Annotated in this window: 12 protein-coding genes; 7 read left to right on the forward strand and 5 right to left on the reverse strand. The window is 41.5% G+C overall.

Annotated features, from left to right (window positions below; translation table 11 throughout):
* The first annotated feature begins 49 nt into the window (after nucleotides 1-49).
* From rimP to infB, 3 genes are read left to right on the forward strand one after another with little or no spacing between them, the layout of a single operon-like run.
* Nucleotides 50-529, forward strand: a complete 480-nt coding sequence (gene rimP, locus ACILP5_RS01865; RefSeq protein ID WP_395616951.1) for a ribosome maturation factor RimP — start codon at nucleotides 50-52, stop codon at nucleotides 527-529.
* A 17-nt stretch (nucleotides 530-546) separates the two neighbouring features.
* On the forward strand, nucleotides 547-1,794 hold the full coding sequence (gene nusA / locus ACILP5_RS01870; RefSeq protein WP_377977565.1) for a transcription termination factor NusA: 1,248 nt from the start codon (nucleotides 547-549) through the stop codon (nucleotides 1,792-1,794).
* Nucleotides 1,795-1,835: 41 nt separating this feature from the next.
* A complete protein-coding gene (gene infB, locus ACILP5_RS01875; RefSeq protein WP_395616952.1) occupies nucleotides 1,836-4,535 on the forward strand; it encodes a translation initiation factor IF-2 in 2,700 nt (899 codons plus the stop codon).
* Between the two features lie 295 nt (nucleotides 4,536-4,830).
* Here infB and ACILP5_RS01880 read toward each other — a convergent pair whose 3' ends face one another.
* Nucleotides 4,831-5,883, reverse strand: a complete 1,053-nt coding sequence (locus ACILP5_RS01880) for a PorP/SprF family type IX secretion system membrane protein (protein ID WP_395616953.1) — start codon at nucleotides 5,881-5,883, stop codon at nucleotides 4,831-4,833.
* Between the two features lie 84 nt (nucleotides 5,884-5,967).
* Between ACILP5_RS01880 and ACILP5_RS01885 the strand changes: the two genes are divergently transcribed.
* Nucleotides 5,968-8,817 carry a gliding motility-associated C-terminal domain-containing protein gene (locus tag ACILP5_RS01885; RefSeq protein ID WP_395616954.1) on the forward strand — a complete coding sequence of 950 codons (2,850 nt, stop codon included), beginning with the start codon at nucleotides 5,968-5,970 and terminating at the stop codon, nucleotides 8,815-8,817.
* On the opposite strand, the gene ACILP5_RS01890 is transcribed toward ACILP5_RS01885, so the two are convergent.
* The 3 genes from ACILP5_RS01890 to uvrA form a co-directional block, all read right to left on the reverse strand.
* The gene (locus ACILP5_RS01890) at nucleotides 8,814-10,730 is read right to left on the reverse strand and encodes an amidophosphoribosyltransferase (protein WP_395616955.1); all 1,917 of its coding nucleotides are present in this window, start codon (nucleotides 10,728-10,730) and stop codon (nucleotides 8,814-8,816) included. The genes ACILP5_RS01885 and ACILP5_RS01890 overlap by 4 nt on opposite strands.
* A gap of 85 nt (nucleotides 10,731-10,815) precedes the next feature.
* Nucleotides 10,816-12,276: an NADH-quinone oxidoreductase subunit N gene (locus ACILP5_RS01895; RefSeq protein ID WP_395616956.1), complete on the reverse strand. Its 1,461-nt coding sequence runs from the start codon at nucleotides 12,274-12,276 to the stop codon at nucleotides 10,816-10,818.
* 8 nt (nucleotides 12,277-12,284) lie between these two features.
* Entirely contained in the window at nucleotides 12,285-15,113 is a 2,829-nt protein-coding gene (gene uvrA, locus ACILP5_RS01900) for an excinuclease ABC subunit UvrA (RefSeq protein ID WP_395616957.1), read from the reverse strand.
* Nucleotides 15,114-15,156: 43 nt separating this feature from the next.
* On the opposite strand from uvrA, the gene ACILP5_RS01905 reads away from it, so the two are divergent.
* Nucleotides 15,157-15,741: a hypothetical protein gene (locus tag ACILP5_RS01905; protein WP_395616958.1), complete on the forward strand. Its 585-nt coding sequence runs from the start codon at nucleotides 15,157-15,159 to the stop codon at nucleotides 15,739-15,741.
* A 79-nt stretch (nucleotides 15,742-15,820) separates the two neighbouring features.
* Complete coding sequence (locus ACILP5_RS01910) at nucleotides 15,821-16,798, forward strand: ribonucleoside-diphosphate reductase small subunit (protein WP_395616959.1); 978 nt, start codon at nucleotides 15,821-15,823, stop codon at nucleotides 16,796-16,798.
* Nucleotides 16,799-16,885: 87 nt separating this feature from the next.
* Here the strand turns inward: ACILP5_RS01910 and ACILP5_RS01915 are convergent, their stop codons facing one another.
* Nucleotides 16,886-17,446, reverse strand: a complete 561-nt coding sequence (locus tag ACILP5_RS01915; protein ID WP_395616960.1) for a HupE/UreJ family protein — start codon at nucleotides 17,444-17,446, stop codon at nucleotides 16,886-16,888.
* A 58-nt stretch (nucleotides 17,447-17,504) separates the two neighbouring features.
* Here ACILP5_RS01915 and ACILP5_RS01920 point away from each other — a divergent pair, with 58 nt between their 5' ends.
* Nucleotides 17,505-19,091: a GMC family oxidoreductase gene (locus ACILP5_RS01920; RefSeq protein ID WP_395616961.1), complete on the forward strand. Its 1,587-nt coding sequence runs from the start codon at nucleotides 17,505-17,507 to the stop codon at nucleotides 19,089-19,091.
* Nucleotides 19,092-19,122 lie beyond the last annotated feature (31 nt).

A 19,122-nucleotide genomic window follows, 5' to 3' on the forward strand; every position in this document is an offset into this window, starting at 1 on the left:
GAAGAGGGGTTTTTGATCCCTCTTTTTGTTTTAATAGGCCGAGCGAAAGATGGATTTGACGAGTAAACTGAAAGAGTGGACAGTAGCTTACATAGGCGATGGCCCTTTGTTATTAGTGGATTTTTCTGTTACTCAGGGTGCTAAAAGAACCTTAATTACAATTCTAGTGGATACATTAGAGGGAGTTACGATTGATGAATGCGCTTTAATGAGCCGTAAATTAGCTCACTTCATTGAAGAGGGTGTGTTAATCGAAGAAGCATACAATTTAGAAGTGTCTTCGCCAGGTTTAGACTTTCCTTTAAGTCAAGGTTGGCAATTTCAAAAGAATTTGGGCCGTAAGGTAAAGGTTTGGATGAAAAATAAAGACGCAGAAAATGTAGAAGGGACGTTGGTTTCTTTTACAGAGGAAGCGGTGGAGATCTTAACAGAGAAGACCGTCAAGCATAGAAAAATCGTTGCGAAAGAGGCCACTTGGTTTCCGTTAGCAGAGGTAGATAAAATAAAAGTACAAGTGTCATTTCAATAAACAAAGAAGAGATAGCAATGAACAGTGTTGAATTAATTTCGTCATTTTCAGACTTTGCTCGGGAGAAAAACATTGACAAGCCGACGATGATCGCGGTTTTGGAAGAGGTTTTTCGTACGATGATTCGCAAGAAATTCGGGGCAGACGAAAATTTTAATGTTATTATCAATGCCGAAAGCGGCGACTTAGAGATGTGGCGTAGCCGCGAGATCGTAGATGATAATTCAGAAGATATTTGGGATTTCGACAAAATACCTTTGAGTGAGGCAAAGTTAATCGAGCCCGATTTCGAAATCGGTGAAGAGGTAGCTGAGCTTGTGAAGCTTGAGGATTTTGGTCGTCGTGTGGTTCAAACTGCTCGCCAGACATTGATCCAAAAGATCAAGGATATTGAAAAAGAAGGTTTGTACGAAAAATACAAAGACTTAGTAGGAGAATTAGTGACATCTGAGGTTTACCAAATCTTAGGTCGTGAATTGATCCTTTTAGATAGCGAAGACAACGAATTAGTCTTGCCTAAGACAGAAATGATTTCTAAAGATCGTTTCAAGAAAGGGGAGACGATTAAAGCGATTATTCACAAAGTAGAAATGGCAAATGGTACACCGCGTATCATTTTATCTCGTGTTTCTCCGGTCTTCTTAGAGCGTTTATTCGAGCAAGAAATTCCAGAAATCTACGATGGTACGATTACAATTCGCAAGATCGTTCGTGAACCAGGTGAGCGTGCTAAAGTGGCGGTAGAGTCATTCGATGACCGTATCGATCCAGTAGGTGCTTGCGTAGGTATGAAAGGTTCTCGTATTCACGGTATCGTTCGTGAATTACAAAATGAAAATATCGACGTGATTAACTTCACAGATAATTTAGAGTTATTAGTAGCGCGTACATTAAGCCCAGCGAAGTTGAATTCGATGGCTATTGACAAAGAGCGTCGCCGTATCTCGGTTTATTTAAATTCAGATCAGGTTTCTATGGCGATTGGTCGTGGAGGCCAAAATATCAAATTAGCGGGTAAATTAGTAGGTTACGAAATCGATGTATTCCGTGATGTGCCTAAGGATGAGCTAGATGATGAGGATGTAGAATTGACAGAATTCTCTAACGAGATTGAGGCTTGGATTTTAGATGAGCTTCACAAAATCGGTTTAGATACGGCGAAACAAGTTTTGGCCTTATCTAAAGAAGAGTTAGAGCGTAGAACGGAATTAGAAGAAGGTACGATCGATGAGATCTTAGCGGTATTGCGTTCTGAGTTTGAGTAATTTATATTAAGAAAAAAGAATTTAGTTTTTTGTAAATTTTTATGGCAGAAGAAAAAACAATGCGGTTGAGCCTTGTAGCAAAGCAAATAAACGTGGGAACGTCTACGATCCTACAGTTTCTCTCTGCGAAAGGTCACAAAATTGACAATAACCCCAACGCCAAACTGAACTTTGAGCAGTTGACTATGTTAGCGAAGGAATATGGTGCAAACCATATTTTGGAATCCTCTGTCGAGGCTCCTAAGCCAGCTCCAGCACCAGAACCGGTAGCTGCTGCTCCGGCACCTGCGCCAGCACCAGCACCAGAGCCAGTGGTGGAGAAGCCAGCTCCAGTTGCGGAAGTACCTAAAGCTCCAGAAGTATCTGCTCCAGTGGTAGAGGCTCCTGTAGAAGAAAAAGCGGTGGGATTGAAGATTTTGGGAAAAATCGAATTGGATAAAAAAGGTAATCCTGTTGCTCCTAAGGCAGAAAAGGCTCCTGAGCCAACACCGGCTCCAGCACCTAAGCCTGAGCCAGTAGCTGAAAAGCCTGCACCTGCACCTAAACCAGTTGAACCAGCTCCAGCGGCTGAAGAGGTGTTGGAAGATATCGAGTTAATCGAAGCACGTGGAGAAACCTTGAAAGGATTAACCGTCTTAGGTAAAATTGATTTACCAGCTGCAGGTGATCGTGGTGGAAATAATGCCAAACACAAGCGCAAGCGCATCATCAAGGAAGAGAAAAAACCAGCACCGTCTGTTCCAGGCACGGGTGGTCGTCCGGGTGATAAAAAAGATTTTAATAAGAAACCAGCTCCTGGTGCTAAACCAGCACCTAAAGGAGAATTGTCAGATAAAGACATCCAAGAGCAAATCAAGGCCACGATGGCTCGTTTGCAAGGTGCGACTAATAAGCAAAGTTTCGGTGCTGATAAGCGTCGGGAGAAGCGTAAAGGTCGTGCAGAGGCAGAGGAAGCTCGTATGATGGCTGAAGATGAGGAGGCAAAAGTATTGAAGGTGACGGAATTTATTTCGGCATCGGATTTAGCTTCTTTAATGGATGTATCCGTGAACGAGGTTATCTCGGCTTGCATGAGCCTAGGTATGTTCGTATCCATTAACCAACGTTTGGACGCTGAAGCCATTACTGTTATTGCCGATGAGTTTGGTTTTGAGGTAAGTTTCGTTTCAGCTGAAGAGGAAATTGATGTTGCTGAAGTAGAAGTGGAGGATTCTCCAGAAGATTTATTGCCTCGTGCGCCCATCGTTACGATTATGGGTCACGTCGATCACGGTAAAACTTCGTTGCTAGATTATATTCGTCGGGCCAAAGTTGCCGCAGGTGAAGCGGGTGGTATCACTCAGCACATCGGTGCCTACTCTGTAGAGACCAAATCAGGAAAGAAAGTGACTTTCTTAGATACGCCTGGTCACGAAGCCTTTACTGCCATGCGTGCGCGTGGTGCAAAAGTAACCGATATCGTTATTATCGTTATTGCTGCGGATGATTCTGTCATGCCTCAAACAAAAGAGGCCATCAACCACTCAATGGTCGCTGGTGTACCGATCGTTTTCGCGTTCTCCAAAGTCGATAAAGACGGAGCCAATGCGGACAAAGTACGAGAGGAATTAGCTACAATGAACATGTTAGTGGAGGATTGGGGTGGTAAATACCAATGCCAAGAAATCTCCTCTAAGTCAGGTTTAGGTATCGATGACTTATTAGAAAAAGTATTATTAGAAGCTGAGATGCTTGAATTAACGGCGAATCCGAACAAGAAAGCCGTAGGTTCAGTGATCGAGGCCGAATTAGATAAAGGACGTGGTTATGTAACTACCTTGTTAGTTCAAGCGGGTACATTAAACGTAGGGGACATGATGTTAGCGGGTGATAATTACGGTCGTGTGAAAGCGATGTTTGACCACCACGGGAACAAAATAAAGAAAGCAGGTCCATCTACTCCAGTTCAAGTTTTAGGTCTGAACGGTGCGCCACAAGCGGGTGATAAATTACTTTGCTTAGAAAATGAGCGTGAGGCGCGTGAAATCGCAAACAAGCGTGAGCAAATCCTACGTGAGCAAACCTTGCGTACGCGTAAGCACATTACCTTGGAAGAGATCGGTCGCCGTAAGGCTATCGGAACTTTCCGTGAATTGAACGTAATCGTAAAAGGTGACGTGGATGGTTCAGTGGAGGCTCTTTCGGATTCCTTAATGAAGTTATCAACGGAGGAAGTGCAAGTTCGTATTATTCACAAAGGGGTAGGTCAAGTTTCTGAGTCGGATGTGGCATTAGCGTCTACTTCAGACGCCGTTATTATCGCATTCCAAGTTCGTCCTTCTCAAAACGCTCGTCGTTTAGCAGAAACAGAACAAATCGAAATCCGCAACTACTCCATCATTTACCAAGCGATTGACGAGATTAAAGCGGCGATGGAAGGTTTATTAGCTCCTTCATTCGAAGAAGTTATCACATCGAATATCGAAGTTCGTGATGTGTTTAAGATTACCAAAATTGGTACGGTCGCTGGTTGCTACGTATTAGATGGCACGGTTAAACGTGCGAACAAGATTCGTGTCATTCGTGATTTCGTCGTTATTCATGATGGTGAGATCTCTGCATTGAAGCGTTTCAAAGATGATGTCGCTGAGGTCAAATTCGGTTATGAGTGTGGTCTATCTGTCAAGAACTTCAACGACTTAGAAGTGGGAGATATGCTGGAGTGCTACGAAATGAAAGAAGTAAAGCGAACCCTGAAATAAGCCTTCAAATCAGAAAATGGCCTTCGGTATATTTTCTACGATTTGAAAACTTATTTCAGTCTATTCTGAATCTAAAAAAGGGAGCATTGGCTCCCTTTTTTGCGTTTATTAGTATCTCTACTCTCTACTCTCTACTCTAGATTTCTTCCCTTCGGACTATCGACTAGCGACTGCCGCGAAGCGGCTACTACTGACTACCGTCTACTGACTACTGGATATAAGTTAAAAAAGGGAGCTATGGCTCCCTTTTTTATGCAAGAGTAGAAATAGCTAAATGTATAATTTTGTTTGAATCTTAAAATTTAGGACAAGCTAAACTTCTGCTGAGACTTTTATCGTATTTATTGGGGAATAAATTAAACCCAAATACATAAGACAGGGTTATCTCATGAGCTCCACCGGATGGCGCCAGGTTTGAAAGGGTGAAATCGTAGGAGTATCCTATTGCAAATTTGTCCTTTCTAAATCCAATTAATCCGGTCATTGATTCGCGCATATCTAATTTTTCAACTGAGGGAGGACTTATGGGAAAATTTCGATACCAAACGCCTATCACTAGGGGTGCAAGAGTTAAATACGTCCCCACATCTAATTGACTAAATACCCCTTGTTTTTTAAAGTGAATAATGGGGCTAAGGCTTTTCTCGTAGTTTAAGGCATTCTCTGGATCATTACCCTCGTAGCTTGAATTTCCTAAAGCTATTTTGGTCCCCATTTGTACACTTAATCTCATATCTAGAGCAGAAGTTGAATTGCTAACTAAAGATTGATTAGGTTGGTTTAGGTGATGGGCACTGACACCAATCCAGTGTTTGCCAGAATACAACATGGATCCTACTGACAAATCAACATAGGAAGGATTTGTAAAATTGGGTGTTTTGGGGATCAAATCGTTCGAAGTGGCATCAATCCCTCCAGAGCCTAAATATCCAGCTAATTGATCTCCGAAAACCAAGTTTTCTGGAGATAGACTTCGATTAACGTAGGCTCCTTGTATTCCCATGGATAAAGAATAATCTTCTGTTAGGGAGATATGATAGGCATATTGTAACGCGATGCTACTGGTCGTTAGGGCTGAAAACTGAGAATCAGAAGTAATTAATAAGCCTACCCCACTTTTGTATTTTTGTAAACCAATATCAACAGACATAGCGGAAAATTGGTAATTGCTAGTTAAATTAGGCCATTGATTGCGGTGCATTAAATTAACGTTCACATTGTTCGAAATTCCAGCGAAGGCAGGATTCATGTTTAACGGTAATGCATAGTTCTGAGTTACCTGGGGATCTTGCGAATACCCCATAAGTGGAATGAAAACAGCTAAAGTGAAAAAAAACAGTAGTCTCATTTATTGAATACCTGTTGGGGTAACTCGTGAGCAAGCAATTTACGTTCAAGTCGTATGAAAAACAATTTTTGGCAATTTAAAATAATGAACAGAAAAACCTTTATCATCGTTTTATTGCTTTTCTGTTCTTGGAGTTTATCGGCTCAAGATATTGTCATTCGTAATACGTGTATTACTAAATGCGCCTATTGTAGTGATTCGACTTCGGTGGATTCTACCGTTTTTGAATATGCAAAGCCACTTGCATCTTCGGCCAGTGTCAAGTTTAATTGGGTGTTTCGCAAGGCAGGTTCTGATAATAGTTATTCGACAGTTCTTGGTAGTTCGGATAAGCGAACAGGTAGTTTTAAATTTTGTGAAAAAGGGGATTACGCGGTTGACTTATACCTAAATGGAAGTGTCGTATATTTAAAATATAGATTTAAGATAGGTTTTGTCCCACCGCTTGTTTTAGGTCAAGATAGCACGAAGGTAGATACTACGATTTGTAAAGGAGATAGAATCACTTTACGAGTTAAAAATCCGTTAGCCTCTTATTCTTATTTGTGGTTTCCTAAAGGCGAGACGACTGATTTTATTTCAGTGGATAAGTCGGGTTGTTATTCGGTCAAAGTGACTGACTCTAACTCTGGTTGTAGTTCAGAGGGTAATTTAGAGGTTATAGTTTGCGGGGAAATTCCTCCACCAGCATCCCCACCTGATAATACTTGGTATTTTGGAGAGAAGGCCGGGCTCAATTTTGGTCAAGGGGGAACTCCGACCCCCAAAGCGGGCAATCCGATGCCTATTACAAATGAAGCTATTGCAAAAATAAATGATACAAAAAATAATATACTCCTGTTCTCCGATGGGAAAAAAGTGTATGATGCTAAATTGAATGACCTTATCCCAGGCAAAAGCCTAGCAGCTGAATCTAATTCGCAAGGCTTAGTGATCATTCCTAAGGCGACCTGTAAAGGGTGCCAAGCAGAATATTATGTGATCTATACAAAGAGGAATAGCTTTAATGAAAGGCAAATCTTTCAATCGACTATAGATTTTAAATTAAATGGAGGTAAAGGAGGAATGAGTGTGGAAGGCTCAATGATTTCGGCAACAAACACATCCACTCGAATGGTTTCAATGCCATTAGCAGAAAATTCCTCCTTGTTATTTACTCAGGATCTGTTAAGTGGTAATATTCGCTCCTTTATCATTTCTAATACAGGCATTTCAGCACCCATTTTAAGTTTATCTAAGGCTAGTTTTTCGGCGGCTAGTTTAGCTACATCGACGATGAAGGTGAGTCCCAATAAACAATTGTTAGCCATTTCTAATGCAGGTTCGCCACTCAACAAGATAGAATTGTATAACATTGACACTCTTTCTGGAAAGGTCAAACATAAGGTTTCTATTTCCCTTGGATCTTCTACAAAACAGAAAGTGTATGGATTAGAATTTTCGAAGAATAGCAAACTTCTTTATGCATCCTTACAAGGTAACTCACCAGCGGATAAGTCATCTATTGTTCAGTTGGATATTTCTGCAAATGACTCGACGACCTATGAGGGGACTATGAAAACAGTTTCCGGGTCTTTAATAAATCAAAAAATAGGAGCTATTCAGCCTGATCCGGTGAATGGTACGGATTTGTACGTGGCAGTTTTGGACCAAACCTTTTTGGGTAAGATTACCTCTATTGATGGTGTGGTAGGGACCCCTTCTGGGGCCAGTTTTACTTTGAGTGGAGCAGCACTTCCTCCGGGGGCTAAAAGTAAATTAGGTTTACCGGCCTCCTATTCGGTTACCTCATCGGATGGAAAAGGAATTTCGATTAAGCAATCCTGCTTCGGTTTGAAGTACTCCTATAAATTAACGGGAAAACTATGCGATCCAATTAAAGACACGAAAATAATTTGGAACATTTACAAGACAACGTTAAATCCTGTAAGAAACGCAAATGGAACTATTGTGCCGCTAAACCCTGCAACGACTCAACTATTTACTTTTACGGGTGATAGCGTTAATTATGCATTTAGTGAAAACGGTACTTACGTGGTAACAGCCAAGGTTTCCAATAAGTGTGTAACTGATTCTCTACTAGACGCACAGAAGTTTGAAATAGATTTATTGAAGCCTTTTTATTTAGCGCCAGAATTTAGTGTGATTTGCAAAAATTCGACAGAGATTAAAGCAGATTCATTACCTGCTATTTCAGGATTAAAGTATTTTTGGAGTACGAATGCAACGACAGATAAAATAACGGTCAACAAACCGGGTGGCGCGTTTGATTTAACGATTACTGACCCTGCAAGTGGATGTAGTTTAACTAAGGCTACAAAAGTAAATTTTACAACGAATAGTCAGTTCGACCCACCTAAGGATTTATTTATTTGTGATGACAATGTAAATGCTGCGGCCTTTAAGGAAAATATCACTTTTGTTGAATTGAAATTACCTGTGCCAGCTTCCAGTTTGAAATCCATTGATTGGGCTGGAATTCCGAGTGCGGCAAACAAAGATAAGGTACAAGTCACACAGTCAGGTTCTTATGTTTGTACCATTAAGGATCGCGATGATTGTATCTTAACCATTACCTATGTGGTGAAGGATAAATGTGCGCCTATTTTGCAGCTTCCTTCAGCCTTCACTCCGAATGACGATGGCATTAATGATTATTTTAGACCGGTTGGAAATTTTGAAACCGTGTCTTCTGTGTCTGCTACCGTGGTAAAAGCTCGAACAGTGATTGAATCGTTTGAGATATTTAATCGCTGGGGTGAGATGATATACTCCAATAGTGCTATAGACTCTTCTTGGCTAGGTTGGGATGGGAAAATTAATGGAACTGCAGTTCCACAAAACACCTATGCCTATCGACTAAAGTATTCTTCTATCGATATGCCGGAAATGGGTGTGATGGAGTTAAGGGGAACGGTGGTTATTACCTATTAATAGGCTCTCACTTCGATCCCTTTCATGAAGTTAACGAATGCTTTGTTTACCACTTGATTTCCACCAGGAGTAGGGAAGTTACCTGTGAAATACCAGTCTCCTAGGTGATCTGGGCAAGCTACATTTAAGTTAGCTACTGTTTGGTAGACAATTGAAAGTTCAGCTTTTAAACCTTTAGGACGAACGATCTCCGCGATTTTATCTGAGATTTCTTCGTCTGTGAAAGGGGCATAAATGGCTTTTACAAAGTTTTCTTGCTGAGCAGTTCCATTTTCTAGTGCGTGTAAGCAACGTAAATTCACCTCATCTAAAATGTTCTCTAAGCCGCGTTCTTGTAAAAGGGCTAATGCTGCACGGAATGCAACGAATTCCTTCATTTTAGACATATCGATTCCGTAGCAATCGGGGTATCGAATTTGAGGAGCGGAGGAAACGATGACGATTTTCTTAGGGGATAATTTATCCAATAATTTCAGAATACTCTTTTCTAAGGTTGTTCCGCGAACGATGGAATCATCTATGATGACCACTGAATCTACTTCTTTATTGATTACCTCATAGGTCGTGTCATAAACGTGTGCGACCATGTCATCGCGCTGATCGTCCGAGGTGATAAACGTACGTACTTTTACGTCCTTAGAGATTAGTTTTTCGACGCGCGGACGGAAGGTCAAAAGCTCTTCTAATTCTTCTTCGAATAGAATGCCATCCATGATGGCTTTTTTTCTTTCTTTTGCCAAATGGTCTTCTAATCCATCAATCATTCCAAGAAACGCTGTTTCTGCCGTATTGGGAATATAAGAGAAGACCGTATTCTTCAGGTCATGATGTACCTCTTCTAAAATTTGAGGGATCAATAATTGACCTAATTTTTTACGTTCATGGTAAATATCTGGATCAGATCCGCGAGAGAAATAGATGCGTTCGAAAGAGCAAGATTTTTGTTCTAGGCGATCGATAAACGGAACTTCTTTTACATTTCCCTCAATGTCAATAATAAGGGCGTGACCTGGTGTGATCTCTTTAATTTGATCGTATGCGCAATTAAATGAGGTTTTGATGGCTTGCTTTTCAGAAGCCACTACCGCCACTTCCTCATCTACATAGTAGAATGCAGGACGAATTCCGGCTGGGTCACGTGCCACGAAGGACGCTCCATAACCCGTCATTCCGACCATCGCATATCCACCGTCAAAATCCTTGCATGAGCGCTCTAAAACACGTTTTAGGTCGATTTCTTGGGCGATAATATCGGATAATTCAGGATTCTCGTATTGGTCTTTGTATTTGCCAAATTGGCGTTGATTCTCTTCATCTAAAAAGTGACCGATTTTTTCCATCACGGTAACCGTGTCCACTTTTTCTTTTGGGTGTTGACCTAATGAGACTAATTTATCGAATAAATCGTCCACATTCGTCATATTAAAATTACCCGCCATCACTAGATTACGGCTTCTCCAGTTGTTTTGACGTAACATGGGGTGGCAGTTTTCGATTTCGTTTTGGCCGTGCGTTCCATAGCGCAAGTGACCTAACAAAACTTCACCTGTGAAGGCCACGTTTTCTTGCCACCACTCGGCATCATGAACGGCGTCGATGCCTGTTTCTTTAAAGACTTGTTTGGCTAATTTTTGCGCTTTACTAAATTTCTTGTTGATTTTTCCAAAAATATCTGCCACTGCTTGTGGCTCTACCGATCGGTATCTGGAAATGTAACGGTGCCCTGGTTTTACGTTGATTTTGATGTTTGCCACCCCGGCGCCATCTTGTCCTCTGTTGACTTGCTTCTCCATCATCAGATAAAGTTTGCTCAGTCCGTATGTAGGTGTTTTGTATTTGTCTAAGTAGTGCTGAAAAGGCTTTCGTAGGCGGATGAGGGCAATTCCGCATTCGTGCTTAATAGAATCAGACATGGAAACGTGGGGCTATTTTAAAAATTAAGTCCAAAATTAGCCAAAATAAATGACCAACAAGCTGATTTTTTTAATTTTTTATCGACTATTTCCAAAGGTTCGTCAAGACCGTTGGAAACAAGATAGATGCAATCAAAATCGCTGTTAAGAATCCGTAAGAGTAGATTTCAATAGATGTTACATTCTTCCATAGTTCCGATTCTTTGGTCGATTTTTTAAAATACAATTGGAATGGAATCTTTAAATAATAAAAGAGCGAAATCGCCGTCACTAAAATGGCTGTAATCAGCAAAACCAGGAGGCCGATGGAGGTACTTACTTCATAATTTGACCACAATAAACTGAAGTAGGTTATTTTTGCAATAAATGTTCCGGCTGGAGGAAGCCCCACTAAAGCAATCAGTCCGGTCAGTAGGAAAAAGGCAGGCAAGGGCTTCGAAGTGCCTAATCCAGCAAAATCAGTTATATCGTTAGCGGCTAACTCGTCGATCAGGTAAAACACTAATAAGCTGGCAACGCTATACAAAAATCCGTAGAAAAGGAGGGCATCAAGAGCCTGAATGGGTTGAAAGAACCAAGCCATCGCCAGAAAACCGCCGTGTGCGATGCTGGAATAGGCGAGAAGGCGTTTTGTTTTGTTTTGGCCTAAAGCCCCTAAATTTCCTACCAATAGAGTTAATATTGCTAAAGCTGCTAATTCATTCGCAAATGAAACAGGCAAAGTAGGTAACAGACGTATCCCCACGAAGGCAATCGCTAACTTAGGTGCAGTCGAAATCCAAGTCATCCAAGCAGCAGGCAAATTCTCCATCACATCCGGATTCCACGGATGAAAGGGTGCCCAAGACATTTTGAACAAAAATCCCACAGCAAAAAGTCCTAGAGCGAATCCTCGCAAATAAGGATCGGCTACGGAAATTCCCCGGGAAAAATCTACGCTCGTAAAATCCAGTGTTCCTGTCAAACCATAGATCAAGGAGATGCCATAAATGAACAAGGCGGAGGATCCTAAGCCGAATAAAATATAGGGTAAACTGGCCCTAGAGGACTCTTTTCGAAGGCTAACTAACACATAGGTGCCCATCGACATAAATTCGATGGATAAAAACAAGCTTAAAACGGAAGTGCTCATGGTCGCGAATAGTGCGCCTAGTAATATGGATAGAAATCCGATCAGTTCTTCGAAGGTGAATGATTTCTTGTGGATTTGGTTCATCAAAATGAGCAAGAATCCAATCCCTAAAATCAAGGTATTAATCGAATTAGAACCCAAATTTGCCTCAAACAAGCCAGATGCAAATGTTCCAACTGAGCTTAATTCTGAACGTTGGAAACTAAGAGAAAGGGCTAATAATAGGGGAATTTGGCAGGTAAAGTAGCGCCAAGAGGTACTAAATCTTTCCGTCTTTCCGTGTAAAAATAATTCAATCAACAAACTAAATAAGATCGTTCCGGCTATGATCAATTCAGGAATCGCAAGGTGAAGTCCAGCCGTGATGGACTGGATTCTTTCTGCGAGCTGACTGATATTTGCGAACGAAGACATGTGCTAAATTAGAGTTTTTGGCTTAAATAATGGGCAGTTGGATTGTTTTTCAGGCCTTTCATCTCTTCGGGAGTGCCTTGGAAACAAATGTAGCCCCCATTCTCACCACCTTCCGGCCCTAAATCAATGATGTGATCAGCACATTTAATGACTTCCATGTTATGCTCGATGATCACGACAGAATCCCCTTGTTCCACGAGATCATTCATCGCCTTTAACAGCTTTTTGATGTCGTGGAAGTGTAGACCGGTGGTAGGTTCGTCGAAAATAAAGAGTGTCCGACCTTTGTTCGGATTTCCTTTGCCCAGGAAGCTAGCCAGTTTCACACGCTGCGCCTCCCCACCAGAAAGGGAATTCGAGGATTGACCTAATTTAATATAGCCTAAACCCACTTGGAAGAGGGGATCGATCTTGTCGGCAATGCGTGCTTGTTTTTCGCTAAAGAATTCTACTGCCTCTTCAACGGTCAAATCTAAAATTTCCGAAATATTTTTATCCTGGAATTTTACGTCCAAAATTTCCTGTTTAAACCGGGAACCACCACACGATTCGCAAGGCAGTTTGATGTCTGCCATGAACTGCATTTCGATGGTGATTTCCCCTTCTCCTTGACAAACCTCGCAACGACCACCTTCCACATTAAACGAGAAGTGTGCGGGTTTATAACCGCGGGCTTTCGCTACAGGTAATTCGGAATATAATGCCCTGATGGCATCATAGGCCTTTATGTAAGTTACGGGATTCGAGCGAGACGATTTTCCGATCGGCTGTTGGTCGACCATTTCGATGCTCGCAATTTTGTTTGTACTTCCTTTGATTTCGCGGAATCGGCCGGTTTCTTCAGTGCCTTGCTGCAGTAAACGCAGCATTGCCGGATACAAAATTTTGCGGATCAAAGTAGATTTTCCTGAGCCGCTGACACCCGTAACCACGGTCATAATTCCCAAGGGAATCGCGACGTCTACATTCTTTAAATTATTTTCTGAAGCTCCTGTAATTTCGATCTGAGCTAATGCTTTGCGTCTGAAATACGGTACTTCGATTCGGTCTTCTCCGGTTAAAAAGCGCAAAGTGTGACTATCGGTTTTTTTATCTGCCAAAGCCTCTTTTAAATTCCCCTGAAAGATCAAATTTCCGCCATGACGACCCGCCTCTGGACCAATGTCGATGATTTGGTCTGCTGCGCGCATCACTTCTTCCTCATGCTCCACCACAATAACCGTATTCCCCATGTTTTTCAACATTTCCAATACAGAAATCAATCGTTCTGTATCTCTTGGGTGTAATCCGATGCTCGGTTCATCTAATATGTACATGGAACCTACTAAGGCGCTGCCCAGGGAGGTGGCTAACTTAATGCGTTGAAATTCACCCCCGGAAAGCGTAGAGCTCAAGCGATTCAAGGTTAAATAGCCTAAACCTACCCGATCCATATACTCTAGGCGATTATTGATTTCGATTAAAATGCGTTTTGAAACCTTTTGATCATGCTCGTTTAGCTTCAGGTTTTCAAAGAAGGTCTTGGTTTTCGATAGAGGCCAAAGCACCAAATCGACAAGTGAGGTCCCTTCTATTTTTACATAGCTGGCATCCATCCGCAAACGTGATCCTTGGCATTCCGGGCAATTTGTTTTGCCTCGATAACGGGATAAAAGAACACGGTATTGAATCTTATAGGTTTCTTTTTCTAGGTGATCAAAAAAGTGTGTTAAACCTGCGAAATATTTATTCCCAGTCCATAAGAGTTTTTTCTCTGCCGCTGTTAGATCCTTGTAAGGACGATGAATAGGGAAGTCGAATTGAATGCCATTGCGTAACAAGGGACTGAGCCACTCGCTCATCCGCTCGCTTCGCCAAGGTGCAATCGCTCCCTCATAAATAGATAGATCGTGATCTGGAAAAACTAAATCGGGATCTAAACCCAGAACTTTGCCATAGCCTTCGCAATTTTTGCAAGCACCGTAGGGATTATTGAAGGAAAATAGATTCAAACTTGGCTCCTCAAAAACCATCCCATCCAGTTCAAATTTATTCGAAAATATGTCCCGCTTTCTTCCTTCGATTTCAATCCAGCAAACGCCTTCTCCTTCGAAATAGGCTGTTTGAACAGAGTCTCCCACCCGGAATTGCGTTTCCTCGTCGTCTTTTTTAGAGACCAACCGGTCGATGAGAATCGCGATTTCGGAAGGTTTCTTCGCCAGCTTTTGTAGTTGCGCTGGGTCTTCTATTAATTCCTCTAAAGCAATAATTTCCTCTTGAAATTTTAACCTGGAATAGCCTTTCTGAATGAGCAATTGACATTCATTTTCAAGACTTCGCTCTACATGGTGAATTAATGGTGCCAGAATTAGTACTTTTTTGCCGTCCGCTTGAGCGATGAAATCGACGATTTGGGAGACCGAATCTTTGCGAACCTCTTGTCCTGAAATAGGCGAATAGGTGCGTCCGATGCGGGCAAAAAGTAATTTTAAATAATCATAGATTTCTGTAGTGGTACCTACCGTCGAACGAGGGTTCTTAGTGTTTACCTTTTGTTCGATAGCAATCGCAGGTGAAACCCCTTTGATGTAATCGACTGCAGGTTTTTCCATTCGTCCCAAAAACTGACGAGCGTAGCTATTCAGACTTTCGACGTACATTCTTTGGCCTTCAGCAAATAAGGTATCAAAGGCTAAAGAGGACTTACCTGATCCCGACAAACCGGTGATAACAACTAACTGATTGCGCGGAATCGCCACATCCACATTTTTAAGATTGTGTACACGCGCACCTTTGATGATGATGTGCGTTTTAGGATCACAATTTTCTATGTTATGCTTAGACTGTGGCGTATTCATTTTACAAAAATATCCTTTAATTTTGGTAAATAATTTAAGCCAAATGAAAAAACTACTTTTATTCTTTTCGCTCCTCACTTTTGGGGGAATTTCTGAGGTTTTCGCGCAAGAACCGGTGGTCATTAAAGAGGAGGGAGCGGAAGGCGATTTAGACGCGGAAGTAGATGTGCGAGAATTACCATTTCGTAAACGCTTAAACTTTGGTGGGGGTGTTAGTGGTTTAAGCTTTGGAAACCCGACCAGTATAGGTATTTCTCCTATGGTTGGTTATTCGTTGACTAATAACGCCATAGTTGGTGTTGGTTTAACTTATCAATATTATTGGGCTAGTTTTGGTTCATTGGGGTCTTTAACGAGTAATTTATTAGGCCAAAGAATCTTTTTTCGCCAACAAGTTCCTGCCTTGAGTCAAGTGATAGGCCAAGCCTATTTAACAGGTCAAATTGAAAACTTTTCTAATCTTTCGGATAACTCGGGAATTAATTATTCCAATCCGGTCTTAGTGGGTGTAGGATTAGGATCTAAAATAGGTATTAATTTATCGATTATGTATGACCTAAATTACTCTTCAGGGCGCTCTCCCTACGGCTCACCGCTGGTTGTTCAAGTAGGCGGATTTTTCTTTTAAAATTTAAAACAATTTTAGCCCTTTTCGAGTCTTGTATATCAGGTAGAATTTCTTAATTTCGAGTTCAATTTAAATTTTTATGTCAACGATAGCAGTAGAACCCTTATTGGTTGAGGATCCCAACCGTTTTGTGCTTTTTCCGATTAAGCACGATGATATTTGGCAATTTTATAAGAAGGCAGAAGCGTCTTTTTGGACAGCGGAAGAGATCGATTTATCTCAAGATTTAGCTGACTGGAAAAAGATGAACGATGGCGAACGTCATTTCGTTTCTCACGTACTTGCTTTCTTCGCTGCTTCGGATGGAATCGTAAATGAAAATTTAGCGAATAACTTTTTAAAAGAAGTGCAATTTGCTGAAGCAAAATGTTTCTACGGTTTCCAAATCATGATGGAGAACATCCACTCAGAAACCTATTCGCTTCTTATCGACACCTACATTAATGATCCGAAAGAAAAAGACCATCTTTTACGTGCCATCGAGACAATCGATTGCGTGAAGAAAAAGGCGGATTGGGCTTTAAAATGGATCGAGTCAGATAACTTCGTAGAGCGTTTAATCTCTTTCGCTGCGGTGGAGGGTATTTTCTTCTCTGGTTCTTTCTGTTCTATCTTCTGGTTAAAGAAACGTGGTTTAATGCCAGGTCTTTCATTCTCGAACGAATTGATCTCACGTGACGAAGGTTTACACTGTGATTTTGCTTGTTTATTATATACAGATCACATTAAAAATCAATTATCACAAGAGCGTATCTATGAAATCATTTTAGAAGCCGTAGAGATTGAAAAAGAATTTGTAACTGTTGCACTTCCTGTATCCTTAATTGGTATGAACGCAGAGATGATGTGTCAGTACATTGATTTCGTCGCGGATCGTTTATTGGTTGCTTTAGGTTGCCAGAAACACTACAATGCAACGAATCCTTTCGATTTCATGGAGATGATCTCTTTACAAGGAAAGACGAACTTCTTCGAGAAGCGTGTGGCTGAATACCAGAAGTCTGGGGTTATGTCTGACAAGGATTCGATGTCCTTCTCGTTAGACGAAGACTTTTAGTCGTATATACATTTCAGGAAAAGGCCTCGATGAAAATCGGGGCTTTTTTTGTGGCCTGAAAGTACTTGCGATTTTGTAGGTCAACGATTACGGCCAGCGCTCCAGGATCATGGGTAAAACTAGACCGATAGTAATCCCTGAAATTACTTTTATGTAAGCTCCTTGCTTCCATTTTAGTATGTGCAAGGAAACGATAGAAGAGGCGAGTATGATGGAAACTACGATGATTTGGCCTACTTCTAATCCAATATTAAAGGCTAAAAGAGGCGCAAAAATGGAGCTTTCTGCCCCCAGTAAACTTTGTAAATAATTAGAGAAACCTAGGCCGTGAATCAGGCCAAAAATAGCGACCACCCCATATTTATAGCCTTGTTTAGTCTTAATTAAGTTCGAAATGGCTGAAAGTAAAATGGTGCAAGGAATCAAAAATTCTACCCAAGCCATATTCACCTGGATGATATGTAAAGTGGCAAGGGCTAAAGTAATGGAATGACCTAGCGTGAAAGCAGTCACTAGCCAAAGCAGTTTTTTATAATCGGTCACGACATAAACGCAGGTCAGCGATAGGATGAATAACAGGTGGTCCAAGGCAGCCCAATTTAGGATATGCTCTAAACCTAACATAAGATAGACAGAAAAATTGCTCACGTTTTGTTATTTATTGACCAAAAATAGGGATATTCAAAGAGAAAATAGTGACCTGTCTATGAAATTTGATTACATTATTGTGGGAGCCGGTACGGCAGGCTGTGTTTTAGCGCACCGTTTATCGGAAAATCCCTTGAATCAAGTCCTGCTAATTGAGGCAGGAGGAGATTTTAGAGATCCCCGAATTTCCATGCCATCTGCGTATGCACTGCTGAATCACACCTATTTAAACTGGAATTTTTTTACAGAACCACAACCGCATTTAGGGGGTCGTAGGCTCTACCAACCCCGTGGTAAAACGGTGGGAGGTAGCTCAGCTATTAATTGTATGGCTTACATTCGTGGAAACAAGGCAGATTATGATCAATGGGCGGCTTGGGGTTGTGAGGGTTGGTCCTATCAGGATGTTTTGCCTTATTTCAAAAAATCAGAGGATAACGAAGATTTCCAAAACGAATTCCATGGCACCGGTGGTTTGCACCGAGTGGCGAAGAATAGGCATTTGACGATTTTTGGAGATGCCTTCATTCAAGGATGCGGAACGGTGGGGATCCCTGCTAATCCGGATTTTAATGGCGCGAAGCAAGTAGGAGCAGGTTTATTTCAATTCAATATTCAGGATGGCGAGCGCTCCTCGGGAGCGAAAGCTTTCATTCAGCCGGCTCTTTCTCGTAAAAATTTACATATTCAAACTTCTTTTCAGGTGGCTTCCTTAGTCATGCAAGGGGAGCGGGTGACTGGTCTAAAAGGCTATAAATTAGGCTCAAAAAAGGCCATCGAATTCGAAGCCTCTGAAGTGATTTTATCAGCTGGAGCCTTCCAAAGTCCACAAATTTTACAATTATCAGGTATAGGCGATGCGGCGGAACTGAGAGAGCATGGAATTGATTCCCGGCTGGATTTAAAAGGGGTAGGCAAGAATTTATCTGATCACCTCTTTGTAAATATGAATGCGCAGGCGAGTACGAAAGGGAAATCTTATAATGTGGCTTTGGGGGTAAAAAACTACGTGGATTATACTTTGCATAAAAAAGGGCCCTTGTCTTCGAGTCCTTTAGAGGCAGCGGCATTTTTTGATTCAGTAAATCAAACCGATGTACCGGATTTACAATTTCATTTTTCTTCTGCCTGGTCAGCGGATATGTACGATTACAGTAAAATGCCTTTAAGCGATGGATTTACCATATTACCCACTTTGTTAAAACCGAAGAGTAGGGGAACAGTAAGTCTTCGATCTTCTCGTTTTGACGAAGCACCGGTGATTGACCCTCGCTATTTATCAGCTGAGCAGGACCGCGAAACACTAAAACGCGGGATGCGAATTGCGCGCGATATTGTCTTGTCTTCCGCTTTTGATGGACTTAGAAAAGGGTCTGAATTGAATTATCCGGCAGGTGAATGGACAGAAGAATTGATGCAGCAGCACATGGAGCAGGCCACTGAATGTGTTTACCATCCGGTGGGAACGTGTAAGATGGGAACAGATGCGGAGGCGGTTTGTGATCCTTTGACACTTCAAGTCAGAGGTTTGCAAGGTTTGCGGGTCGTAGATGCGTCACTTATGCCGGATGTGATTTCGGGTAATACAAATGCAGCAGTGGTCATGATTGCGGAGAAAGCGGCAGATTTAATTTTGAGTAAATAATCAACGCAAATGCGTTTTAATGAAAAAGAAC

This window comes from Aquirufa sp. (genome assembly GCF_044239315.1).
Taxonomy (GTDB): domain Bacteria; phylum Bacteroidota; class Bacteroidia; order Cytophagales; family Spirosomataceae; genus Aquirufa.